We start from the raw sequence: 19,907 nt of genomic DNA on the forward strand, positions 1-19,907 counted from the left end.
GAAATGGTGATGCCGGGTGACAACGTCAAGATGGTCGTCACCCTGATCAACCCGGTGGCGATGGACGAAGGCCTGCGCTTCGCCATCCGCGAAGGCGGCCGCACCGTCGGCGCCGGCGTGGTCTCGAAGATCATCGAGTAATCTGGTAGTATCTGCGCCCCGATGTTGCCTGGGTAGGGCATCGGGGCGTATCAAATGGGAAAGCAGGCACAGGATGTGCCTTGTGTTCCCCGGACCAGGAAGGGTCAATGCCATTCAGGCGGCGTCAACAGGCGACTGTTGACAGCTGCCTTGTGTGCCATTATGCTTCTACGTCTGGGCAGGCCGGGAAACTGGTCTGCCTACGTTTTTGAGGTCTATGGAGTGACCTTGTCGGCCTGCAGGAGTGTGGGCCGTCCGTATTCAGGAATTTCATGGGGCAAAGCAACCCAGAGGCTTTGTCTGTCGCTCTTTTAACGAAGGAACCTACCGCCATGGCGGACCAAAAGATCCGGATCCGGCTGAAAGCGTTCGATCATCGTCTGATCGACCGTTCGGCCAGCGAGATCGTTGAAACGGCAAAGCGGACCGGCGCGCAAGTGCGTGGCCCGATCCCGCTGCCGACCAAGATCGAGCGCTACACCGTTCTCGTCTCCCCGCACGTCGACAAGGACGCGCGTGACCAGTACGAGACCCGCACGCACAAGCGCGTGCTCGATATCGTTGACCCGAATGACAAGACCGTGGACGCGCTGATGAAGCTCGAACTGGCTGCCGGCGTCGACGTTCAGATCAAGCTGACCTGAGGACTACGACCATGACGAAGAAGTATTCGTTGGGCTTCGTGGGCCGCAAGGCCGGCATGAGCCGCGTGTTCACTGAAGATGGCCGCTCCATCCCGGTGACCCTGATCGAAGCAACCCCGAACCGCATCGCGCAGATCAAGACCGTCGAAACCGACGGCTACAGCGCCGTGCAGGTGACCGTCGGCGCGCGTCGCGCTGCCCTGGTCAACAAGCCGGAAGCCGGCCACTTCGCCAAGGCGAAGGTGGAAGCGGGTCGTGGCCTGTGGGAATTCCGCGTTGAAGACGCGCAGCTCGGCGATTTCGCCGTTGGCGGCGAAGTCAAGGCGGACATCTTCGAAGTCGGCCAGATCGTCGACGTCCAGGGTGTCACCAAGGGTAAGGGCTTCCAGGGCACCATCAAGCGCCACAACTTCCGTATGGGCGATGCAACCCACGGTAACTCGCTGTCGCATCGCGCGCCGGGTTCGCTGGGTCAGCGCCAGACCCCGGGTCGCGTTTTCCCGGGCAAGAAGATGTCGGGCCACATGGGCGCGGTGCAGCAGAGCACCCAGAACCTGGAAGTGGTCAAGGTCGACGTCGAGCGCGGTCTGATCGCCGTTCGCGGCGCCGTTCCGGGCGCGGCCGGTGGCGATGTGATCGTCCGTCCGGCGAGCAAGGCATAAGGAGAGATGACGATGGAACTCGTTATCACGGGTAGCAACAACAAGGTCTCGGTCTCCGAAGCCGTGTTCGGTCGCGATTTCAGCGAAGATCTGGTCCACCAGGTCGTCGTTGCTTACCGCAACGCCGGTCGCGCCGGCACCAAGGCACAGAAGACTCGCTCCGAAGTGGCTGGTACCACCAAGAAGTCGAAGAAGCAGAAGGGCGGCGGCGCGCGTCATGGCGCACTGACGGCTCCGATCTTCGTCGGCGGCGGTGTCACCTTCGCGGCCAAGCCGCGCAGCTTCGAGCAGAAGGTCAATCGTAAGCAGTATCGTGCCGCCATGTGCGCGATCCTGTCCGAGCTGAACCGTCAGGGCCGTCTGACCATCGTGGAGTCCTTCGACGTCGAAGTGACCAACACGAAGGGTCTGGTCGCCAAGCTGGCCGGCCTGGAAGTGGGCAAGCGCCCGCTGATCGTCACCGAAGAAGCGTCCGAGCACCTGTACCTGTCCGCCCGCAATCTGCCGTACGTGCAGGTGCGTGACGTCCAGGGCCTGGATCCGGTCTCGCTGGTGGGTGCCGACACGGTCGTCATCACCGCTGACGCGGTCAAGAAGGTCGAGGAGTGGCTGGCATGAACAGCAACGAAAAAATCTTCAGCGTGCTGCGTGCCCCGCGTGTCTCCGAAAAGACCGCGCGCCTGCAGGAACTCTCCAACCAGTATGTCTTCGAAGTTTCGAACGAAGCCACCAAGGCCGATGTAAAGGCCGCGGTTGAGCAGCTGTTCGACGTCAAGGTCGAAGCTGTCAACGTGGTCAACGTCAAGGGCAAGAACAAGTCCTTCCGTAACCGTGCTGGCCGCCGCGGCGATTGGCGCAAGGCGTACGTTCGCCTGGCCGATGGCCAGTCGATCGATGTAACGGCCAAGGCCTGAGGTACATCCCATGCCATTGATGAAATTCAAGCCCACTTCCCCCGGCCGCCGTTCGGCCGTGCGCGTGGTCACTCCCGACCTGCACAAGGGTGCTCCGCACGCTGCCCTGGTCGAGTCGCAGAGCCGCTCGGGTGGTCGTAACCACCATGGCCGCATCACCGTGCGTCACGTCGGTGGTGGTGCCAAGCAGCACTACCGCATCATCGACTTCAAGCGCAACAAGCTGGGCATTCCGGCGCGCGTGGAACGCATCGAATACGATCCGAACCGCACCGCCCACATCGCCCTGCTGTGCTACGTCGACGGTGAGCGCCGCTACATCATCGCCCCGAAGGGCCTGAAGGCCGGTGATCAGGTGATCGCTGGTTCGGATGCCCCGATCAAGGCTGGCAACACCCTGCCGCTGCGCAACATCCCGGTCGGTACCACCATCCACTGCATCGAACTGAAGCCCGGCAAGGGCGCTCAGATCGCCCGCGCCGCCGGTGCGGCCGTGCAGCTGGTGGCCCGCGAAGGCATCTACGCCACCCTGCGCCTGCGCTCGGGTGAAATGCGCAAGGTGCCGGTCGAGTGCTGCGCCACCATCGGCGAAGTCGGCAACGACGAGCACAGCCTGGAAAAGCTGGGCAAGGCCGGTGCCAAGCGTTGGCGCGGCGTCCGCCCGACCGTTCGTGGTGCTGCCATGAACCCGGTTGACCACCCGCACGGTGGTGGTGAGGCCAAGGCCGGCCAGGGTAACCCGCATCCGGTCACCCCGTGGGGTGTCCCGACCAAGGGTTACAAGACGCGCCATAACAAGCGCACTCAGCAGTTCATCGTCCGCGATCGTAGGGGCTAATCGACCATGGCACGTTCACTCAAGAAGGGCCCGTTCGTCGATCACCACCTCGTCAAGAAGGTGGAGGCCGCTGCGGGCAGCAAGAAGCCGATCAAGACCTGGTCGCGCCGTTCGATGATCCTGCCTGACATGGTAGGCATCACCATTGCCGTGCATAACGGCAAGAACCACATCCCGGTTCTCGTCAACGAGAACATGGTCGGCCACAAGCTCGGCGAATTTGCCATCACCCGGACCTTCAAGGGTCACGGTGGTGACAAGAAGTCGGGCAAGTAAGGAGAGATGACAATGGAAGCGAAAGCCATCCTGCGCACTGCGCGCATCTCCCCGCAGAAGGCTCGTCTGGTCGCTGACCAGGTGCGCGGTCTGCCGGCCGAACGTGCGGTCAACCTGCTGAAGTTCTCGGACAAGAAGGCTGCCCACCTGATCAAGAAGGTGGTGGAGTCGGCTATTGCCAATGCCGAGAACAACCAGGGCGCCGACGTCGACGAGCTGAAGGTTCAGACCATCATGGTTGATGAAGGTCCGACCCTGAAGCGTTTCATGGCGCGGGCGAAAGGCCGCGGTACCCGCATCCTCAAGCGCACCAGCCACATCACTGTGGTTGTGGGCGCCGCCAAGTAAGCGGATAAGGAAAAGACCATGGGTCATAAAGTTCATCCGATTGGTATCCGCCTCGGCATTTCCAAGGACTGGAACTCCAAGTGGTACGCCAACAAGGCCGAGTTCGCCGGTTACCTGGCAGCCGACCTGAAAGTGCGCGACATGCTGCGCAAGAAGCTGGCCCAGGCCGGCATCAGCAAGATCCTGATCGAGCGTCCGGCCAAGACCGCTCGCGTGACGATCCACACCGCCCGTCCGGGCGTGGTGATCGGCAAGCGCGGTGAGGACATCGAGAAGCTGCGCAAGGAAGTGAGCGAGATGATGGGCGTCCCGGCGCACATCAACGTCACCGAAGTGCGCAAGCCGGAACTGGACGCGCAGCTCGTTGCCGAGTCGATCGCCCAGCAGCTGGAGCGTCGCATCATGTTCCGCCGTGCAATGAAGCGCTCGGTCGGCAACGCGATGCGCCTGGGTGCCCTGGGCATCAAGGTCAACGTCGGTGGCCGCCTCAACGGTGCAGAAATCGCCCGTTCGGAGTGGTACCGCGAAGGCCGCGTGCCGCTGCACACCCTGCGTGCCGACATCGACTATGGCTTCGCTGAAGCCAAGACGACCTACGGCATCATCGGCATCAAGGTCTGGATCTACAAGGGCGAGGTCTTCGATTTCTCCCAGGTTGGCCAGGAAAAGCAGGACGACACCCCGTCGCGCAACGATCGTCACGATCGCGGCGACCGTGGTGACCGTCAGCGCCCGGCCCGTGAAGCGAGGTAACGACAATGTTGCAACCCAAGCGAACCAAGTACCGCAAGGTACACAAGGGCCGTAACGATGGCCTGAGCTGGAGCGCCAACGCTGTCAGCTTCGGCGAATACGGCCTGAAGGCAACCGCACACGGTCAGCTGACCGCGCGCCAGATCGAAGCGGCCCGCCGCTCGATCAGCCGCTACGTCAAGCGCGGCGGCAAGATGTGGATCCGCGTGTTCCCCGACAAGCCCATCACCAAGAAGCCCATCGAAGTCCGAATGGGTTCGGGTAAGGGTAACGTGGAATACTGGGTGGCCCAGATCCAGCCCGGCCGCATGATCTATGAAATCGAGGGTGTTTCCGAGGAAGTGGCTCGCGAGGCGTTCCGCCTGGCCGCCGCCAAGCTCTCGGTCACCACCACTTTCGTGACCCGTACGGTGCGCTGATGGATATCAAAACTCTCCGTGAAAAGTCGGCTGACGAACTCAAGGCCCACCTGATCGACCTGCGTAAGGAACAGTTCTCTGTCCGTATGCAGCAGGTCACCGGCCAGCTGCCGAAGACCCACGACATTCGCCGGGTCCGTCGCGAGATTGCTCGCGTCAAGACCCTGCTCGGCAGCACGAAGTAAGGATGGCCGCTATGAGCGACAATACTGAAAAGAAGACGCTGCGCACGGTCGAAGGCCGTGTCGTCAGCAACAAGATGGACAAGACGGTTACCGTCCTGGTTGAGCGTCAGGTCAAGCACGCGCTGTACGGCAAGTACATCAAGCGCTCGACCAAGCTGCACGCCCACGATGCCGACAACGCCTGCAAGGAAGGCGATGTCGTCCGCGTGACCGAGATTGCTCCGATGTCCAAGACCAAGAACTGGCGCGTGGTGGAAGTCATCACGCGTGCGGCTGAATAAGGAGTCTGAATCATGATCCAGATGCAGAGCTACCTTGACGTCGCGGACAATTCGGGTGCCAAGCAGGTGATGTGCTTCAAGGTGCTGGGTGGTTCCAAGCGCCGTTACGCCGGCATCGGCGACATCATCAAGGTCACCGTGAAGGATGCGATTCCGCGCGGCAAGGTCAAGAAGGGTGAAGTGTATGACGCCGTCGTGGTGCGTACCCGCAAGGGTGTGCGTCGCGCCGACGGTTCGCTGATCCGCTTCGACGGCAACGCGGCCGTCCTGCTGAACAACAAGCAGGAGCCGATCGGTACCCGTATCTTCGGGCCGGTGACCCGTGAACTTCGTTCGGAGAAGTTCATGAAGATCGTCTCGCTCGCTCCCGAAGTGCTGTGAGCGACAGGAGATAATCATGGCTAACCGTATCAAGAAGGGCGACCAGGTTGTCGTCAACGCTGGCAAGGACAAGGGCAAGCAGGGCGAAGTCGTCCGCGTCGACGGCGACCGTGTGATCGTCGCCAACGTGAACATCGTCAAGCGCCACACCAAGCCGAACCCGCAGGCAGGTGTTGCCGGCGGCGTGGTCGAGCGCGAAGCTTCGATCCATATCTCCAACGTGAACGTGCTGAACCCGGCTTCGGGCAAGGGCGAACGCGTTGGCTTCAAGGTGCTGGAGGATGGACGCAAACTGCGTGTGTTCCGCTCCAGCGGTGAGGCGCTCGACGCCTGAGGAATGTGAAGATGACTTCCCGTCTCGAAAAGATCTACAAGGAAGAAGTGGTGCCGGCGCTGATGAAGCAGTTCGGCTACACCAATCCGATGGAAGTACCGAAGCTCGTCAAGGTCACCCTGAACATGGGTGTCGGCGAGGCTGCCACCAACAAGAAGATCCTGGAAAACGCCGTCGCGGACATGACCAAGATTTCCGGCCAGAAGCCGGTTGTCACCAAGTCGCGTATCTCGGTCGCGTCGTTCAAGATCCGTGATGGTTGGCCGATCGGCTGCAAGACCACGCTGCGTCGCCACAAGATGTACGAGTTCCTGGACCGCCTGATCAACATCTCGCTGCCGCGCGTGCGCGACTTCCGTGGTGTTTCCGGCCGTTCCTTCGACGGCCGCGGCAACTTCAACATGGGTGTGAAGGAACAGATCATCTTCCCGGAAATCGACTTCGACGCCGTCGATGCGATCCGCGGTATGGATATCGCCATCACCACCACTGCGAAGACCGACGCGGAAGCGAAGGCGCTGCTGGCAGCGTTCAAGTTCCCGTTCCGTAACTGATCTGTCGAGGAAACCGAAATGGCAAAGACCTCCATGGTCAACCGCGACATCAAGCGGGAAAAGCTGGCCAAGAAGTACGCTGAAAAGCGTGCGGCTCTGAAGAAGATCGTGTCCTCCGTGGACGCGACCTACGAAGAGAAGATCGAGGCCGCAACCAAGCTGGCCAAGCTGCCGCGCGATTCGTCGCCGAGCCGCCAGCGTAATCGTTGCGAGCTGTCGGGTCGTCCGCGTGGCGTCTACAGCAAGTTCGGCCTGGGCCGTAACAAGCTGCGTGAAGCCACCATGCGTGGCGACGTACCGGGTCTGCGCAAGGCCAGCTGGTAACCCCAGCCGGCCCTGCGATCAGGAGCCCCTTCGGGGGTTCCTGAACCGGGCAGGGGAGGCATTCAGCTTTCCCGACGCAAAAAAACCGAGGAGCCCGGCGCAAGCCGGGCTCTTTTGGCGTATACTCCCGCGTCTTGCCCTGCGCAAACGGGGTCGTAGGAGTGGGCTTCCGGCCCGCTGCATCAAGGGACCTGGCCCGTTTCCAGGAGACAACAGATTTTCGCGAAAGCGGATATCGGTGCACTCAAAGGTACTCATATGAGCATGACTGATCCCATCGCCGACCTGCTGGTCCGCATCAAGAATGCGGCCGCGGTGGGCAAGCAGACGGTGAAAGCCCCGTCGTCCAAGATCAAGGTTGCGATCGCCCAGGTCCTGAAGGACGAGGGTTACATCGCCGACCTGCGCGTGACCCAGCTGGAAAACAACAAGTCCGAGCTGGAAATCGTGCTGAAGTATTTCGAAGGCAAGCCGGTCATCGCGACCCTGAAGCGCTTCTCGCGTTCGGGCCTGCGCCAGTACCGCGGCAAGAGCGAGCTGCCGAAGGTCATGAACGGCCTGGGTATCTCCATCATTTCCACCTCCAAGGGCATCATGACTGATGCGCAGGCGCGCCAGCTGGGCGTCGGCGGCGAAGTCCTGTGCTTCGTGGCCTAAGGCGAAAGGAGTAGAACTATGTCCCGCGTAGCCAAGAAGCCGATTACCCTGGGTAAGGTTGAACTGAACGTCCAGTCGGACAGCGTCACCGCCAAGGGCCCGAAGGGCACCCTGTCGCTGGCCAAGCCGGCCGGTATTGCCATCAACGTCGACAACGGCGTTGCCACCCTGAGCACCGAAAGCGCCGACCTGATCGCACTGACCGGTACCGTGCGTGCGATCCTGTCCAACATGGTCAAGGGCGTGTCCGAAGGCTTCGAGCGCAAGCTGGAGCTGGTGGGCGTGGGTTACCGCGCTGCCATGCAGGGCAAGGACCTGAACCTGTCGCTGGGCTTCTCGCACCCGGTCGTGTTCGTGGCGCCGGAAGGCATCACGCTGTCGACCCCGACCCAGACCGAGATCCTGGTCCAGGGCGCTGACAAGCAGGTCGTCGGTGAAGTCGCCGCCAAGATCCGTGCGTTCCGCAAGCCGGAACCGTACAAGGGCAAGGGCGTGAAGTACTCCGACGAAGTCATCATCCGTAAGGAAGCCAAGAAGGCATAAGCGCGAGTCCCTCGCAAGAGCCCGCACATCCCTGTGCGGACTTCTCAGGGAAAAGCTCTTCCTTCAGCTTTCAAGGAATAATCAAAATGAACAAGAACATCGCCCGCCTGCGTCGCGCCAAGTCGACCCGTGCCCACATCCGTGAGCTCGGCGTCGCCCGCCTGTCGGTGCTGCGCACCGGCCAGCACCTGTACGCCCAGGTCTTCACCGCCGACGGCTCCAAGGTGCTGGCTGCTGCCAACACCACCCAGGCCGACGTCATCGAAGGCCTGAAGAACGGCAAGAACGCCGATGCTGCTGCCAAGGTTGGCCGCATCGTTGCCGAGCGCGCCAAGGCCGCCGGCATCGAGAAGGTTGCCTTCGATCGTTCGGGCTACCGCTACCACGGCCGCATCAAGGCCCTGGCAGAAGCCGCCCGCGAAGCCGGCCTGCAGTTCTAAGGGACAAGGGCAGGGGGCCATTGGCCTCCTGCCCACCTGCTCGCCAGCCTGAGTGAGGCTGGACGGCGCCGCTCTTCTGCAGCGGCCCACCGGAACAACGCGTCACGCCACAACCATAAGCGGCTTCGAGCCGTACATACCCAAACAACCAAGGAATCAACATGGCAGAAGAGCGTCAGCAGCGGGGTCGCGATCGCGACCGTAACCGCGAAGAGAAGATCGACGACGGCATGATCGAAAAGCTGGTCGCGGTCAACCGCGTCAGCAAGACCGTCAAGGGTGGCCGCCAGTTCACCTTCACCGCCCTGACCGTCGTCGGCGACGGCGAAGGCAAGGTCGGTTTCGGCTATGGCAAGGCCCGCGAAGTGCCGGTTGCCATCCAGAAGTCGATGGAGCAGGCCCGCAAGAACCTGGTCAGCGTTGACCTGAACAACGGCACCCTGTGGCACACCATCAAGGATGGTCACGGCGCAGCCCGCGTGTTCATGCAGCCGGCTTCGGAAGGTACCGGCGTGATCGCCGGCGGTGCCATGCGCGCCGTGCTGGAAGCCGTTGGCGTGAAGAACGTGCTGGCCAAGGCCACCGGTTCGCGCAACCCGATCAACCTGGTGCGTGCCACCGTGAAGGGCCTGGCTGCTGCACAGTCGCCGGCTCGCATCGCGGCCAAGCGCGGCAAGAAGGTGGAGGAACTCAACCATGGCTAATGAGTCCAACAAGACTGTCAAGGTCCGCCTGGTGCGTGGCCTGCGTGGCACCCAGTCGCGTCACCGCCTGTCGGTGCGTGCGCTGGGCCTGAACAAGCTCAACGATGTGCGTGAACTGAAGGACAGCCCGCAGGTGCGCGGCCTGATCAACAAGGTTCAGTACCTCGTCCAGGTTGAGGAGTAATCGACCATGACTCTGCGTCTCAATGAACTGAGCCCGGCACCGGGCGCCCGCACCGAGCGTACCCGCGTCGGTCGCGGTATCGGCTCGGGCCTGGGCAAGACTGCCGGCCGCGGCCACAAGGGTTCGTTCGCCCGCAAGGGTGGCGGCAAGATCAAGGCTGGCTTCGAAGGCGGCCAGACCCCCATGCAGCGTCGTCTGCCGAAGATCGGCTTCCGTTCGCCGATCGCCAAGGACACCGCTGAAGTGCTGCTGTACGCACTGGACAAGCTGCCGGCCGGTGAGATCGACTTCGCCGCCCTGCGTGCTGCCAAGCTGGTTCCGAGCACTGCCAAGAAGGCCAAGGTCGTCGTCAAGGGCGAAGTGACCAAGGCGTTCACCCTGAAGGGTATTGCTGCCACGGCGGGTGCCAAGGCCGCGATCGAAGCTGCCGGCGGCAGCGTAACGGAGTAAGAAAATCATGGCGCAAGCTGGCATCGGTAACCTCGCGGGCGGAATGGGCAAGTTCACTGAACTTCGCCAACGTTTGCTGTTCGTCGTCGGGGCTTTGATCGTCTATCGCATCGGCTGCTACGTGCCGGTGCCGGGCGTCAATCCCGATGCCATGCTTGCCATGATGCAACAGCAGGGCGGCGGCATCGTGGACATGTTCAACATGTTCTCGGGCGGCGCCCTGCACCGTTTCAGCATCTTCGCGCTGAACGTGATGCCGTACATCTCGGCATCGATCGTGATGCAGCTGGCCGTGCACATCTTCCCCGCCCTGAAGGCGATGCAGAAGGAAGGTGAGTCCGGCCGCCGCAAGATCACCCAGTATTCGCGCATCGGCGCCGTGCTGCTGGCAGTGGTGCAGGGCGGTTCGATCGCACTGGCCCTGCAGGGCCAGGTCTCGCCGTCGGGCGCTCCGGTCGTGTATGCGCCGGGCATGGGCTTCGTGCTCACCGCCGTGGTCGCGCTGACCGCCGGCACCATGTTCCTGATGTGGGTCGGTGAGCAGGTCACCGAGCGCGGCATCGGCAACGGCGTGTCGCTGATCATCTTCGCCGGTATCGTCGCTGGCCTGCCGGGTGCGATCATCCACACCTTCGACGCCTACCGCGACGGCAACATCCAGTTCATCCAGCTGCTGCTGATCGCCATTGTCGTGCTCGCGTTCACCTTCTTCGTGGTGTTCGTCGAGCGTGGCCAGCGCCGGATCACGGTCAACTACGCACGCCGCCAGGGCGGTCGCAACGCGTACATGAACCAGACCTCGTTCCTGCCGCTGAAGCTCAACATGGCCGGCGTCATTCCGGCAATCTTCGCCTCGAGCCTGCTGGCCTTCCCGGCCACCCTGGCCATGTGGTCCGGCCAGGCGGCCAACCAGAGCAGCTTCGGCCAGGTCCTGCAGAAGGTCGCCAATTCCCTGGGCCCGGGCGAGCCGCTGCACATGATCGTGTTCGCTGCGCTGATCACCGGTTTCGCGTTCTTCTATACCGCGCTGGTGTTCAACTCCCAGGAAACCGCTGACAACCTGAAGAAGTCGGGCGCGCTGATTCCGGGCATCCGTCCGGGCAAGGCCACCGCCGATTACATCGACGGTGTACTGACCCGCCTGACCGCAGCCGGCTCGGCCTATCTGGTGATCGTCTGCCTGCTGCCGGAACTGATGCGCACGCAGCTGAACGCCTCGTTCTACTTCGGCGGTACTTCGCTGCTGATCGTGGTGGTGGTGGTGATGGACTTCATTGCCCAGGTGCAGGCGCACCTGATGTCCCACCAGTACGAGAGCCTGCTGAAAAAGGCCAACCTGAAGGGCGGCAACCGCGGCGGTTTTGCCCGCGGCTGATTGGCCTGTTATACTTTCGTCTTCCTGACGTGATGGTCCCTCCGCTTCGCGGACTCCGGCCACACAAACGAAGGGCGGCCCCCGCAGCGGTTCCGGGTGGGGGTGTGATGAGGTGGTCCCGCGCTGGAGTAGCGCGGGCGGCCCCGGGGGATACCCCGGGTCCAACCCCATCCGGCGCCGGAGCCTGGGCACACTCCCCAGGCCGGGTTCATGAAACCAGTGGTTTCACGGGCTTCCATGTAAACCGGAACCTTGTTAGTATCGCTAGTTCACTTTTTTGATCCATCCTGCCGGATTGGCGTGCCCGAGGCGCGCTGTCGGCCATCACTCAGCTGGAGAACCGCGTCATGGCGCGTATTGCAGGCGTCAACCTGCCAGCCCAGAAGCACGTCTGGGTCGGGTTGCAAAGCATTTACGGCATCGGCCGTACCCGTTCGAAGAAGGTCTGCGAAGTCGCAGGCGTTGCTTCGACCACCAAGATCCGCGATCTGTCGGAGCCGGAAATCGAGCGCCTGCGCGCCGAAGTCGGCAAGTACATCGTGGAAGGCGATCTGCGCCGTGAGATCGGCATCGCGATCAAGCGCCTGATGGACCTGGGCTGCTACCGCGGCCTGCGTCACCGTCGTGGCCTCCCGCTGCGTGGCCAGCGCACCCGTACCAACGCCCGCACCCGCAAGGGTCCGCGCAAGGCGATCAAGAAGTAAGGGACTGAGAAATGGCTAAGCCCGCTGCTAAGACCAAGAAGAAGATCAAGCGCGTCGTCACCGACGGCGTTGCCCACGTCCACGCTTCGTTCAACAACACCATCGTCACCATCACCGACCGTCAGGGCAATGCTCTGTCGTGGGCGACCTCCGGTGGCGCTGGCTTCCGCGGTTCGCGCAAGTCGACCCCGTTCGCTGCCCAGGTGGCTGCTGAAAAGGCCGGTCGTGCTGCGCTGGACTATGGCGTGAAGTCGCTGGAAGTCCGCATCAAGGGCCCGGGTCCGGGCCGTGAGTCGGCCGTGCGTTCGCTGAACAACGTCGGCTACAAGATCACCAACATCATCGACGTGACGCCTATCCCGCACAACGGGTGCCGTCCGCCGAAGAAGCGTCGCGTCTAAAGGGAGCGATAAGAAATGGCTCGTTATATCGGTCCTACCTGTAAGCTCGCCCGTCGCGAAGGCGCCGACCTGTCCCTGAAGAGCCCGGCGCGTGCGCTGGACTCCAAGTGCAAGCTGGAGCAGAAGCCCGGCCAGCACGGCGCCACTGCCCGCAAGGGCAAGCTGTCCGACTACGCCACCCAGCTGCGTGAAAAGCAGAAGGTCAAGCGTATCTACGGCCTGCTGGAGCGTCAGTTCCGCAACTACTACAAGAAGGCCTCGACCAAGAAGGGCAACACCGGCGAGAACCTGCTGCAGCTGCTGGAAACCCGCCTGGACAACGTCGTCTACCGCATGGGCTTCGCCGTGACCCGTCCGGCTGCTCGTCAGCTGGTGTCGCACCGCGGCGTCACCGTGAATGGCAAGTCGGTCAACCTGGCTTCGTACCAGGTCAAGGCTGGCGACGCCATCGCCCTGTCTGAAAAGGCTGCCAAGCAGCTGCGCGTCCAGGAAGCCCTGACCGTCGCCGCCCAGCATGACCTGAGCCCGTCGTGGGTTGAAGTGGATTCCGGCAAGTTCACCGGCATCTTCAAGGCCGTTCCGGATCGTTCGGATCTGCCTGCGGACATCAACGAAGCGCTGATCGTCGAGCTGTATTCGAAGTAATTCACATTGGAGAGCCCCCGGCGACGGCCGGGGGTTCACTAGGAGAACCCGCAACATGACGGTTACCGCCAACCAGGTTCTGCGTCCTCGCGGTCCGCAGATCGAACGCCTTACCGACACCCGTGCAAAGGTCGTTATCGAACCTTTGGAGCGGGGTTACGGGCATACGCTGGGCAACGCCCTGCGTCGCGTGCTGCTGTCGTCCATCCCGGGCTTCGCCATCACGGAAGTCGAAATCGACGGCGTGTTGCATGAGTACACCACGGTCGAAGGTCTGCAGGAGGACGTGCTCGAAGTCCTGCTGAACCTGAAGGACGTGGCCATCCGTATGCACTCCGGCGACAGCGCCACCCTGTCCCTGTCCAAGCAGGGCCCGGGCGTTGTCACCGCTGCCGACATCAAGGTCGACCACAATGTGGAGATCCTGAACGGCGACCATGTGATCTGCCACCTGACCAAGGACACGGCGATCAACATGCGTCTGAAGATCGAACGTGGTTTCGGCTACCAGCCGGCTGCCGCGCGTCGTCGTCCGGACGAAGAAACCCGTGCCATCGGCCGCCTGGTCCTGGATGCCTCGTTCTCGCCGGTCCGCCGCGTCGCCTATGCCGTGGAAGCGGCCCGCGTCGAACAGCGTACCGACCTGGACAAGCTGGTCATCGATATCGAGACCAACGGCACCATCGATGCCGAGGAAGCCGTGCGCACCGCCGCCGACATCCTCAGCGACCAGCTGTCGGTGTTCGGTGACTTCACCCACCGCGACCGCGGTGCGGCCAAGCCGGCCAACAACGGCGTGGATCCGGTGCTGCTGCGCCCGATCGACGATCTGGAGCTGACCGTGCGTTCGGCCAACTGCCTGAAGGCTGAAAGCATCTACTACATCGGCGATCTGATCCAGAAGACCGAAGTGGAGCTGCTGAAGACCCCGAACCTGGGCAAGAAGTCGCTCACCGAGATCAAGGAAGTGCTGGCTCAGCGCGGCCTGTCGCTCGGCATGAAGCTGGAGAACTGGCCGCCGGCCGGCGTCGCCAGCCACGGCATGCTGGGCTGATATCGGTAATGCCTGAAGGCTCCACCGTTCGCGGTGGAGCCTTCAACGCAACACACCACGCCACGACGAACCGCAGGTTCGCGGGCAGGCCGTCCAGGACGGAGGGCCAGGACCAACCGCAGTCCGCGCAGCAACGCCAGGATGGCGACAACGATCCGCACAGCCTCATCATTAACCAAGGAATATCACCATGCGTCACCAGAAGTCTGGCCGTAAGTTCAGCCGCACCAGCGCCCACCGCGAAGCGATGTTCAAGAATATGGCCGCCTCGCTGTTCAAGCACGAGCTGATCAAGACCACCCTGCCGAAGGCCAAGGAACTGCGCCGCGTTGCCGAGCCGCTGATCACCCTGGCCAAGGTCGACTCCGTCGCCAACCGCCGTCTGGCCTTCGCCCGCCTGCGCGACAACGAAGCGGTGGGCAACCTGTTCACCATCCTGGGCCCGCGCTACGCGAACCGTCCGGGCGGCTACCTGCGCCTGCTGAAGTGCGGTTTCCGCGCCGGCGACAACGCGCCGATGGCCTACGTCGAGCTGGTCGACCGTCCGGTCGTGGCCGAGGAAGTGGCCGAGTAATCGGACCGCTCCAACGCGACACAGCGAAAGCCCGGCCTCTGCCGGGCTTTTGCGTTCTGGTAGCGCCGGGCCATGCCCGGCGTTTCCGTATCCGCTACGCTCGCCGGGCATGGCCCGGCGCTACCTGCGGCACAATGCGACCCACACCGTTCCGACAGGCGTCACCTGTGGCGGTTCGAATGGCGCGCGCTCTCGGTTACGCTTGGCGCCCTGATCCATTCGAGCGTTGACGATGAATCCACTGCGCTGGCCCTTCCGCGCCCAGTTCTTCCTGGGCTTTCTGATCTGCGCGGGCCTGCTCGGCTACGCGATCTTCCTGCAGCTGCAGATGGGCCTGGAGCCGTGTCCGCTGTGCATCTTCCAGCGGCTGGCCTTCGCCGCGCTGGGCCTGCTGTTCCTGATTGGTGCGCTGCACGGGCCGTCCAACCGCCCGGGACGCGCGACCTACGGGATTCTCGCCTTCATTGCCGCCGCGGTAGGCGTCGGCATTGCCGCGCGCCACGTATACGTGCAGATGCTGCCGCCGGAGATGGGCGCGACCTGCGGCCCGCCGCTGAGCTTCCTGCGCGAGACCATGGGGCCGCTGGAAGTGTTCCGCACGGTGCTCACCGGTACCGGCAACTGCGGCAACATCGACTGGACCTTCCTGGGCCTGACCATGCCGATGTGGTCGGGCGTGTGGTTCGTGCTGCTGGCGCTGTGGGCGCTGGTGGTGTCGCTGCGCAGGGTCAAGCGCTGAACGCAGGGTAGTGCCGGGCGCTGGCCGGCACACCGTGGGAATACCGGCCAGCGGCCGGCGCTACCTCAGAAATCCTGCTGCAGGCTCAGGTAAGCACCTCGGCGCGGTCCCCACTGCGGGGCGAACACGCCGACACCGCCGCCATCGCGCAGCTGGTAGCTTCGGTCCAGGGCGTTGACCACGGCCAGCTGCACATGCAGCGGATGCCCGCTGTCGGCATTGAAGTCGTGCCCGGCGCTGAGGTTCACCTGCAGGTACGACGGCAGCTCGCCGCCGTTGGGTACGCCCTCGATGTCGGAACGCAGGCCGCTGCCGAACACGTAGTTGGCACCGATCCGGTTGTGTCCGGCAAAGGCGTAGCTGAAGCCACCCGATGAGGTCAGTTTCTGGTCGTGGTCGAGGTGGATCCAGTGGTCGGCCACATAGGCCAGCGCGTCCGGATCGAGGTTGTACTGGCTGGTGATCACCTGGGTGCCGATGGCCTTGTTGTACGCCGCGTTGAAGTAGGCGCTGAACGGGCCGATGCTGTAGTCGGCACTGAACTCCAGCCCACGGATGTGGCCACGGCGATAGTTGAACGTCGAGTAGATGTAGGCGGCGCCGAACTGGCCTTCGTCCTGCAGGCGCGCAACGCGGCGATCGTAGGCGTCCAAGCCCAGGGTGAGGTGGTCGCCCACCTGCTGCGACACGCCGATGTCGTAGTAGTCGCTGCGTTCGGCCAGTGGCGTGTTGTTGCCGCCGCTGGGCTGCTGGTTGGTGGTGCCGTCGTATAGGGCGATATCGCTGCTGGCGATCAGCTCACTGGCCGGTGGCGTGAAGTAGCGCGAATAGCCGGCATGCACGGTGGTGCTGTCGCTGGCATTCCAGACCACTCCCACGCGGGGGCTGAGCTGGCCCTCGGTGTGGCCAAAGGCCTTGTAGCGATCTCCGCGCAGGCCGTAGTTGACGGTCCAGTCGTCGCCGATCTTCCATTCATCCTGCACGTACAGCGCCAGCGTGCTGGCATGGAAGGCACTGCGGTCAGGTATCAGCAGCGGTGTGGTGCTGGACTGCTGGCCGGCGTCATCGACCGGAAACACCCAGCTGCTGTTGCTGGCCCGCGCATTCTCGTAGTTGCCGTACAGGCCATAGCGCAGCGTGTGGTCGTTGCCCAGTGGGGTGGAGAAATCGGCCTGCAGCGTGTTGGCGCGGTTGCTGCGTTGCACCTGCGAGGCGACGCCACTGAACACCAGGTCGCCGACGACATCCGGATGGAATGCCACATCGCTGTAGCGCTGCCCGGCCGAGAGCTGATATGCGGTGCTGCCCAACGTGCCCTGCAGCACCAGCATGCCGAAGCGGGTGGCCTCGCGCTGGGTTTCATCCAGCTGGCTGGAGTCGAAGGTGGTGGTATCGAGGTAACCGAACTGCGGCGTTTGCCCGGGGTTGACCGGGATCTGGAAGCGATTGTTGGCAAAGCCGGCGAACACGCTCAGGCGGGTGTTCTCGTTGACGAGGTAGGTAAGGTCAGCGAACGCTTTGCCCTGGTGGGTGTCGTCGTGCAGCGGCTTGCGCGAGCGGGTCGGGTTCTCCAGGCCAACCTCGTTCTGGTCGTAGTTGCCAGTCAGGAACCAGCTCCAGCGCCCCTGGTTGCCCCACCACGAGGCGTTGGGATTGATCTTGCCGAACGAGCCTGCGGTCAGCCCGGCGCTGCCGCCGTTGCCGAGCTCGGCGCCGCTGCGGGTGGTGATGTCGACCACTGCAGCGGTGCGCTCGCCGAACTGCGCCGGCAGCGCGCCATCCATCAGGCGGATGCTCTTGATGGTGCGTGCATCCAGCGTCTGGCCGAAGCCCGAGATCGATTCGGGCAGCAGCACGCCGTTGATGCGGTACTGCAGATTGGCGTGGTCGCCGCGCACGTGCACGCCGCCGTAGGAATCCTGGACCACGCCGGGCGCCTGCAGCAGCACCTGGCTGAGCGGCGCGGAGGCGCCCAGCGGCTGCTTCTGGATGTCCTCGGCGGTGATCTGGTACTGGCTGCTGCCGATGTCCGGCGACAGCGTGTTGCGGGCCTGGTCGAGCTGGGCGTGGACGGTGACCGCGTCGAGGTCCTTCACGGGAGCGGCGGCATCGGCGGCCACGGCGAGGGAAGGCAGGCTGGCCAGGGTCAGGGCGAAGGTGATGCCGGTAGCAAGCAGGGAGGGCTTCATGGCGGATAGGCTGTGGAAGGGGCCATTGGGGATTGAGTGTTACTTCGTAACAGTGCGTGGCGAATCATGCGCCTGACCGGCTGGCCGTGGGCATGCCGCTTTTGGCCAATCGCGATGCCCTTTCCCCGGCGTTCAGTCATGTGCAGACGCCGTTCGGCCCTTTGCGACAGCGGTCGGCTCTGCGACCATGAACGTCCCCCACCTCCGGAAGCCTGCAATGAGCCTGTCCGCCGTTTCGCCTGTCCCCGATCCCGTCGCAGCCGCCACCGGCGCTGGCTGGTCGCCGGAGAGCTGGCGTGGCAAGACCGCGCTGCAGATGCCGACCTACCCGGACCCGGTGGCGCTGGACGCTGCCCTGCACGAGCTGAAGCGGCTGCCGCCGCTGGTCACCTCGTGGGAGATCCTGGCCCTGAAGCAGCAGTTGGCGGAGGCCCAGGAGGGCAAGCGCTTCCTGCTGCAGGGCGGCGACTGCGCTGAGAACTTCAGCGACTGCGAATCGGGCACCATCTCCAACCGCCTGAAGGTGCTGCTGCAGATGAGCCTGGTGCTGGTGCATGGGCTGCGCCAGCCGGTGATCCGCGTGGGTCGTTTCGCCGGCCAGTACGCCAAGCCGCGTTCGGCCGATACCGAGACGCGCGACGGTGTGACCCTGCCGAGCTACCGCGGCGATGTCATCAATGCGCCGGCCTTCACTGAAGCAGCGCGCCTGCCGGACCCGAAGCGGATGCTGCAGGCGCACGCGCATTCGGCGATGACGATGAACTTCGTACGGGCGCTGATCGATGGTGGTTTCGCCGACCTGCACCACCCCGAGTACTGGAACCTGGAATGGGTGAGCCATTCGCCGCTGGCCGCCGAGTACCAGAAGATGGTGGCCTCGATCGGCGATGCCGTGCATTTCATGGAGACGTTGGCCGGGGCCCGCGTGCACAACCTCAACCGCATCGACTTCTACACCTCGCATGAAGCGCTGCTGTTGCCGTACGAGCAGGCACTGACCCGCCAGGTGCCCCGCCAGCAGGGCTGGTTGAACCTGAGCACGCATTACCCGTGGATCGGCATGCGCACGGCTGCGCTGGATGGCGCGCACGTGGAATACCTGCGTGGCGTGCGCAATCCGATTGCGATCAAGGTGGGCCCGTCGGTGACGCCGGACCAGCTGCTGCGCCTGATCGATGTGCTCAACCCGCATGACGAGCCGGGCCGCCTGAGCTTCATCCACCGCATGGGTGCCGCGCAGATCGCCGAGAAACTGCCGCCGCTGCTGGACGCGGTCAAGCGTGATGGTCGCCGCGTGCTGTGGGTGTGCGATGCGATGCATGGCAATACCGAAAGCACCGCCAACGGTTTCAAGACACGTCGCTTCGACAACGTGCGTGGCGAGGTGGAGATGTCGTTCGACCTGCATGCGGCCGCCGGTACGCGCCTGGGCGGTGTGCATCTGGAACTGACCGGCGAGGACGTGACCGAGTGCATCGGCGGCGCGCGCGAACTGACCGAGCGCGACCTGGAGCGCGCGTATCGTTCAACGGTGGACCCGCGGTTGAACTACGAGCAGTCGCTGGAGATCGCGATGGCGATCGTACGCAAGCAGGAGCAAGTGCGGTAAGGGTTTTTCGGCAGGGCTTGCAGCCCTGCACCTGCTACGAGCCAGAGCAACGTCAACGTCAACGTCAAAAGCGGGCTATCCGTGGGTTGGCGGGACGGTGTCGGAGTGCGGGGACGCCACAAGTACGTCCTTGTAGGCTTGGCGGCCGCATCCATGCCGCTGACACCCCGCACTCCGACACCGCCCCACCTTCGACAGGTTCAGGTCGCTATTGGTGGGTGCCGACCGTTGGTCGGCACATCTGTCAGATGTCGAATGAATCATCCACGCATGGCGTGGATCTACTGGTAACTGCGGCGATTGGCATGCGCGGCTGTTGGTAGGTGTCGACCGTTGGTCGACACGATTTTTCTTTCAGATAGCAGTATTCAAAATGGGCTCCGACCCCTTGCCGACCAACGGTCGGCACCCACCATCAGCATCAGGTTCCGACAGATCGCAGAAAACTGTCGAAGGCGGGGTGGGTCCGGTTGCGGGAGTGTCCGCGGCATGGATGCCGCGGCCAAGCCCCCATGGATGGGTTCACGGCGTCTCCGCGACCGGACCCATCCCGCCACCCCACAGGAAACCCGCTTCTGCTTCGGC

Annotated in this window: 31 protein-coding genes; 30 read left to right on the top strand and 1 reads right to left on the bottom strand. The window is 63.5% G+C overall.

The annotated features are described in order from the left end of the window. The 29 genes from AC5P8J_RS06860 to AC5P8J_RS07000 all read left to right on the top strand — a co-directional run. Positions 1-141 (top strand): EF-Tu C-terminal domain-related protein (locus AC5P8J_RS06860; protein WP_487247787.1); only part of this gene is annotated, 141 nt, incomplete at its 5' end. A 332-nt stretch (positions 142-473) separates the two neighbouring features. Then, positions 474-785: a 30S ribosomal protein S10 gene (rpsJ, locus tag AC5P8J_RS06865; protein WP_005408208.1), complete on the top strand. Its 312-nt coding sequence runs from the start codon at positions 474-476 to the stop codon at positions 783-785. Positions 786-796: 11 nt separating this feature from the next. Further along, positions 797-1,447, top strand: coding sequence for a 50S ribosomal protein L3 (rplC, locus tag AC5P8J_RS06870; protein ID WP_004145336.1), 651 nt, complete (start codon positions 797-799; stop codon positions 1,445-1,447). Positions 1,448-1,459: 12 nt separating this feature from the next. Further along, on the top strand, positions 1,460-2,065 hold the full coding sequence (rplD, locus tag AC5P8J_RS06875) for a 50S ribosomal protein L4 (RefSeq protein WP_019659578.1): 606 nt from the start codon (positions 1,460-1,462) through the stop codon (positions 2,063-2,065). Next, on the top strand, positions 2,062-2,361 hold the full coding sequence (rplW, locus tag AC5P8J_RS06880) for a 50S ribosomal protein L23 (RefSeq protein ID WP_004145338.1): 300 nt from the start codon (positions 2,062-2,064) through the stop codon (positions 2,359-2,361). The genes rplD and rplW overlap by 4 nt, the downstream gene beginning before the upstream one ends. 10 nt (positions 2,362-2,371) lie before the next feature. After that, complete coding sequence (rplB, locus tag AC5P8J_RS06885; RefSeq protein ID WP_004145339.1) at positions 2,372-3,199, top strand: 50S ribosomal protein L2; 828 nt, start codon at positions 2,372-2,374, stop codon at positions 3,197-3,199. 6 nt (positions 3,200-3,205) lie between these two features. Next, positions 3,206-3,475 carry a 30S ribosomal protein S19 gene (gene rpsS, locus AC5P8J_RS06890; protein WP_005415413.1) on the top strand — a complete coding sequence of 90 codons (270 nt, stop codon included), beginning with the start codon at positions 3,206-3,208 and terminating at the stop codon, positions 3,473-3,475. A gap of 12 nt (positions 3,476-3,487) precedes the next feature. Beyond that, the gene (rplV, locus tag AC5P8J_RS06895; protein WP_004145348.1) at positions 3,488-3,823 is read left to right on the top strand and encodes a 50S ribosomal protein L22; all 336 of its coding nucleotides are present in this window, start codon (positions 3,488-3,490) and stop codon (positions 3,821-3,823) included. A gap of 18 nt (positions 3,824-3,841) precedes the next feature. Beyond that, positions 3,842-4,576: a 30S ribosomal protein S3 gene (gene rpsC, locus AC5P8J_RS06900; protein ID WP_005415414.1), complete on the top strand. Its 735-nt coding sequence runs from the start codon at positions 3,842-3,844 to the stop codon at positions 4,574-4,576. A gap of 5 nt (positions 4,577-4,581) precedes the next feature. Then, a complete protein-coding gene (rplP, locus tag AC5P8J_RS06905) occupies positions 4,582-4,995 on the top strand; it encodes a 50S ribosomal protein L16 (protein WP_004154486.1) in 414 nt (137 codons plus the stop codon). After that, positions 4,995-5,180, top strand: a complete 186-nt coding sequence (gene rpmC / locus AC5P8J_RS06910) for a 50S ribosomal protein L29 (RefSeq protein ID WP_004154487.1) — start codon at positions 4,995-4,997, stop codon at positions 5,178-5,180. The genes rplP and rpmC overlap by 1 nt, the downstream gene beginning before the upstream one ends. An 11-nt stretch (positions 5,181-5,191) precedes the next feature. Beyond that, a complete protein-coding gene (gene rpsQ, locus AC5P8J_RS06915; RefSeq protein ID WP_004154489.1) occupies positions 5,192-5,461 on the top strand; it encodes a 30S ribosomal protein S17 in 270 nt (89 codons plus the stop codon). Between the two features lie 12 nt (positions 5,462-5,473). Then, positions 5,474-5,842 (top strand): 50S ribosomal protein L14, encoded by a 369-nt coding sequence (rplN, locus tag AC5P8J_RS06920; RefSeq protein ID WP_010483978.1) that lies wholly within the window; start codon positions 5,474-5,476, stop codon positions 5,840-5,842. A gap of 16 nt (positions 5,843-5,858) precedes the next feature. Continuing rightward, positions 5,859-6,176, top strand: a complete 318-nt coding sequence (gene rplX, locus AC5P8J_RS06925; protein WP_494540312.1) for a 50S ribosomal protein L24 — start codon at positions 5,859-5,861, stop codon at positions 6,174-6,176. A gap of 11 nt (positions 6,177-6,187) precedes the next feature. Continuing rightward, positions 6,188-6,730, top strand: coding sequence for a 50S ribosomal protein L5 (rplE, locus tag AC5P8J_RS06930; protein WP_005415416.1), 543 nt, complete (start codon positions 6,188-6,190; stop codon positions 6,728-6,730). 18 nt (positions 6,731-6,748) lie between these two features. Next, positions 6,749-7,054 (top strand): 30S ribosomal protein S14, encoded by a 306-nt coding sequence (rpsN, locus tag AC5P8J_RS06935; RefSeq protein WP_019659577.1) that lies wholly within the window; start codon positions 6,749-6,751, stop codon positions 7,052-7,054. Positions 7,055-7,312: 258 nt separating this feature from the next. Beyond that, positions 7,313-7,711 carry a 30S ribosomal protein S8 gene (rpsH, locus tag AC5P8J_RS06940; RefSeq protein ID WP_021204581.1) on the top strand — a complete coding sequence of 133 codons (399 nt, stop codon included), beginning with the start codon at positions 7,313-7,315 and terminating at the stop codon, positions 7,709-7,711. Between the two features lie 18 nt (positions 7,712-7,729). Next, positions 7,730-8,254, top strand: a complete 525-nt coding sequence (gene rplF, locus AC5P8J_RS06945) for a 50S ribosomal protein L6 (protein WP_021204580.1) — start codon at positions 7,730-7,732, stop codon at positions 8,252-8,254. Positions 8,255-8,334: 80 nt separating this feature from the next. Continuing rightward, a complete protein-coding gene (gene rplR, locus AC5P8J_RS06950) occupies positions 8,335-8,694 on the top strand; it encodes a 50S ribosomal protein L18 (protein ID WP_026346969.1) in 360 nt (119 codons plus the stop codon). 161 nt (positions 8,695-8,855) lie between these two features. Then, positions 8,856-9,398, top strand: a complete 543-nt coding sequence (gene rpsE / locus AC5P8J_RS06955; protein WP_004154496.1) for a 30S ribosomal protein S5 — start codon at positions 8,856-8,858, stop codon at positions 9,396-9,398. Next, on the top strand, positions 9,391-9,582 hold the full coding sequence (gene rpmD / locus AC5P8J_RS06960; RefSeq protein WP_005408214.1) for a 50S ribosomal protein L30: 192 nt from the start codon (positions 9,391-9,393) through the stop codon (positions 9,580-9,582). The genes rpsE and rpmD overlap by 8 nt, the downstream gene beginning before the upstream one ends. Positions 9,583-9,588: 6 nt before the next feature. Further along, positions 9,589-10,032, top strand: coding sequence for a 50S ribosomal protein L15 (gene rplO / locus AC5P8J_RS06965; RefSeq protein WP_004154498.1), 444 nt, complete (start codon positions 9,589-9,591; stop codon positions 10,030-10,032). A 7-nt stretch (positions 10,033-10,039) separates the two neighbouring features. Beyond that, positions 10,040-11,407, top strand: coding sequence for a preprotein translocase subunit SecY (gene secY, locus AC5P8J_RS06970; RefSeq protein WP_227854455.1), 1,368 nt, complete (start codon positions 10,040-10,042; stop codon positions 11,405-11,407). A 347-nt stretch (positions 11,408-11,754) separates the two neighbouring features. Continuing rightward, positions 11,755-12,111, top strand: a complete 357-nt coding sequence (gene rpsM, locus AC5P8J_RS06975; protein ID WP_004154500.1) for a 30S ribosomal protein S13 — start codon at positions 11,755-11,757, stop codon at positions 12,109-12,111. A gap of 11 nt (positions 12,112-12,122) precedes the next feature. Next, on the top strand, positions 12,123-12,512 hold the full coding sequence (gene rpsK, locus AC5P8J_RS06980) for a 30S ribosomal protein S11 (protein ID WP_004145443.1): 390 nt from the start codon (positions 12,123-12,125) through the stop codon (positions 12,510-12,512). Between the two features lie 15 nt (positions 12,513-12,527). Further along, positions 12,528-13,157 carry a 30S ribosomal protein S4 gene (gene rpsD, locus AC5P8J_RS06985; protein WP_004145446.1) on the top strand — a complete coding sequence of 210 codons (630 nt, stop codon included), beginning with the start codon at positions 12,528-12,530 and terminating at the stop codon, positions 13,155-13,157. A 55-nt stretch (positions 13,158-13,212) separates the two neighbouring features. After that, the gene (locus AC5P8J_RS06990; protein ID WP_005408216.1) at positions 13,213-14,211 is read left to right on the top strand and encodes a DNA-directed RNA polymerase subunit alpha; all 999 of its coding nucleotides are present in this window, start codon (positions 13,213-13,215) and stop codon (positions 14,209-14,211) included. A gap of 190 nt (positions 14,212-14,401) precedes the next feature. Then, entirely contained in the window at positions 14,402-14,785 is a 384-nt protein-coding gene (gene rplQ / locus AC5P8J_RS06995) for a 50S ribosomal protein L17 (RefSeq protein ID WP_005408217.1), read from the top strand. A gap of 232 nt (positions 14,786-15,017) precedes the next feature. After that, on the top strand, positions 15,018-15,524 hold the full coding sequence (locus AC5P8J_RS07000; protein WP_021204579.1) for a disulfide bond formation protein B: 507 nt from the start codon (positions 15,018-15,020) through the stop codon (positions 15,522-15,524). Between the two features lie 65 nt (positions 15,525-15,589). On the opposite strand, the gene AC5P8J_RS07005 is transcribed toward AC5P8J_RS07000, so the two are convergent. Beyond that, the gene (locus tag AC5P8J_RS07005) at positions 15,590-17,713 is read right to left on the bottom strand and encodes a TonB-dependent receptor (protein WP_227853049.1); all 2,124 of its coding nucleotides are present in this window, start codon (positions 17,711-17,713) and stop codon (positions 15,590-15,592) included. 217 nt (positions 17,714-17,930) lie between these two features. Between AC5P8J_RS07005 and AC5P8J_RS07010 the strand changes: the two genes are divergently transcribed. After that, complete coding sequence (locus AC5P8J_RS07010) at positions 17,931-19,322, top strand: class II 3-deoxy-7-phosphoheptulonate synthase (protein ID WP_495216729.1); 1,392 nt, start codon at positions 17,931-17,933, stop codon at positions 19,320-19,322. Positions 19,323-19,907 lie beyond the last annotated feature (585 nt).

The sequence above is a fragment of the Stenotrophomonas sp. YJH_SMC_37 genome (genome assembly GCF_059370035.1).

Excerpts from the sequence above, each read along its gene's own strand:
- rpsJ (WP_005408208.1), top strand. The coding sequence starts at position 474 with ATGGCGGACCAAAAGATCCGGATCCGGCTGAAAGCGTTCGATCATCGT.
- rplC (WP_004145336.1), top strand. The coding sequence starts at position 797 with ATGACGAAGAAGTATTCGTTGGGCTTCGTGGGCCGCAAGGCCGGCATG.
- rplD (WP_019659578.1), top strand. The coding sequence starts at position 1,460 with ATGGAACTCGTTATCACGGGTAGCAACAACAAGGTCTCGGTCTCCGAA.
- rplW (WP_004145338.1), top strand. The coding sequence starts at position 2,062 with ATGAACAGCAACGAAAAAATCTTCAGCGTGCTGCGTGCCCCGCGTGTC.
- rplB (WP_004145339.1), top strand. The coding sequence starts at position 2,372 with ATGCCATTGATGAAATTCAAGCCCACTTCCCCCGGCCGCCGTTCGGCC.
- rpsS (WP_005415413.1), top strand. The coding sequence starts at position 3,206 with ATGGCACGTTCACTCAAGAAGGGCCCGTTCGTCGATCACCACCTCGTC.
- rplV (WP_004145348.1), top strand. The coding sequence starts at position 3,488 with ATGGAAGCGAAAGCCATCCTGCGCACTGCGCGCATCTCCCCGCAGAAG.
- rpsC (WP_005415414.1), top strand. The coding sequence starts at position 3,842 with ATGGGTCATAAAGTTCATCCGATTGGTATCCGCCTCGGCATTTCCAAG.
- rplP (WP_004154486.1), top strand. The coding sequence starts at position 4,582 with ATGTTGCAACCCAAGCGAACCAAGTACCGCAAGGTACACAAGGGCCGT.
- rpmC (WP_004154487.1), top strand. The coding sequence starts at position 4,995 with ATGGATATCAAAACTCTCCGTGAAAAGTCGGCTGACGAACTCAAGGCC.
- rpsQ (WP_004154489.1), top strand. The coding sequence starts at position 5,192 with ATGAGCGACAATACTGAAAAGAAGACGCTGCGCACGGTCGAAGGCCGT.
- rplN (WP_010483978.1), top strand. The coding sequence starts at position 5,474 with ATGATCCAGATGCAGAGCTACCTTGACGTCGCGGACAATTCGGGTGCC.
- rplX (WP_494540312.1), top strand. The coding sequence starts at position 5,859 with ATGGCTAACCGTATCAAGAAGGGCGACCAGGTTGTCGTCAACGCTGGC.
- rplE (WP_005415416.1), top strand. The coding sequence starts at position 6,188 with ATGACTTCCCGTCTCGAAAAGATCTACAAGGAAGAAGTGGTGCCGGCG.
- rpsN (WP_019659577.1), top strand. The coding sequence starts at position 6,749 with ATGGCAAAGACCTCCATGGTCAACCGCGACATCAAGCGGGAAAAGCTG.
- rpsH (WP_021204581.1), top strand. The coding sequence starts at position 7,313 with ATGAGCATGACTGATCCCATCGCCGACCTGCTGGTCCGCATCAAGAAT.
- rplF (WP_021204580.1), top strand. The coding sequence starts at position 7,730 with ATGTCCCGCGTAGCCAAGAAGCCGATTACCCTGGGTAAGGTTGAACTG.
- rpsE (WP_004154496.1), top strand. The coding sequence starts at position 8,856 with ATGGCAGAAGAGCGTCAGCAGCGGGGTCGCGATCGCGACCGTAACCGC.
- rpmD (WP_005408214.1), top strand. The coding sequence starts at position 9,391 with ATGGCTAATGAGTCCAACAAGACTGTCAAGGTCCGCCTGGTGCGTGGC.
- rplO (WP_004154498.1), top strand. The coding sequence starts at position 9,589 with ATGACTCTGCGTCTCAATGAACTGAGCCCGGCACCGGGCGCCCGCACC.
- secY (WP_227854455.1), top strand. The coding sequence starts at position 10,040 with ATGGCGCAAGCTGGCATCGGTAACCTCGCGGGCGGAATGGGCAAGTTC.
- rpsM (WP_004154500.1), top strand. The coding sequence starts at position 11,755 with ATGGCGCGTATTGCAGGCGTCAACCTGCCAGCCCAGAAGCACGTCTGG.
- rpsK (WP_004145443.1), top strand. The coding sequence starts at position 12,123 with ATGGCTAAGCCCGCTGCTAAGACCAAGAAGAAGATCAAGCGCGTCGTC.
- rpsD (WP_004145446.1), top strand. The coding sequence starts at position 12,528 with ATGGCTCGTTATATCGGTCCTACCTGTAAGCTCGCCCGTCGCGAAGGC.
- AC5P8J_RS06990 (WP_005408216.1), top strand. The coding sequence starts at position 13,213 with ATGACGGTTACCGCCAACCAGGTTCTGCGTCCTCGCGGTCCGCAGATC.
- rplQ (WP_005408217.1), top strand. The coding sequence starts at position 14,402 with ATGCGTCACCAGAAGTCTGGCCGTAAGTTCAGCCGCACCAGCGCCCAC.
- AC5P8J_RS07000 (WP_021204579.1), top strand. The coding sequence starts at position 15,018 with ATGAATCCACTGCGCTGGCCCTTCCGCGCCCAGTTCTTCCTGGGCTTT.
- AC5P8J_RS07005 (WP_227853049.1), bottom strand. The coding sequence starts at position 17,713 with ATGAAGCCCTCCCTGCTTGCTACCGGCATCACCTTCGCCCTGACCCTG.
- AC5P8J_RS07010 (WP_495216729.1), top strand. The coding sequence starts at position 17,931 with ATGAGCCTGTCCGCCGTTTCGCCTGTCCCCGATCCCGTCGCAGCCGCC.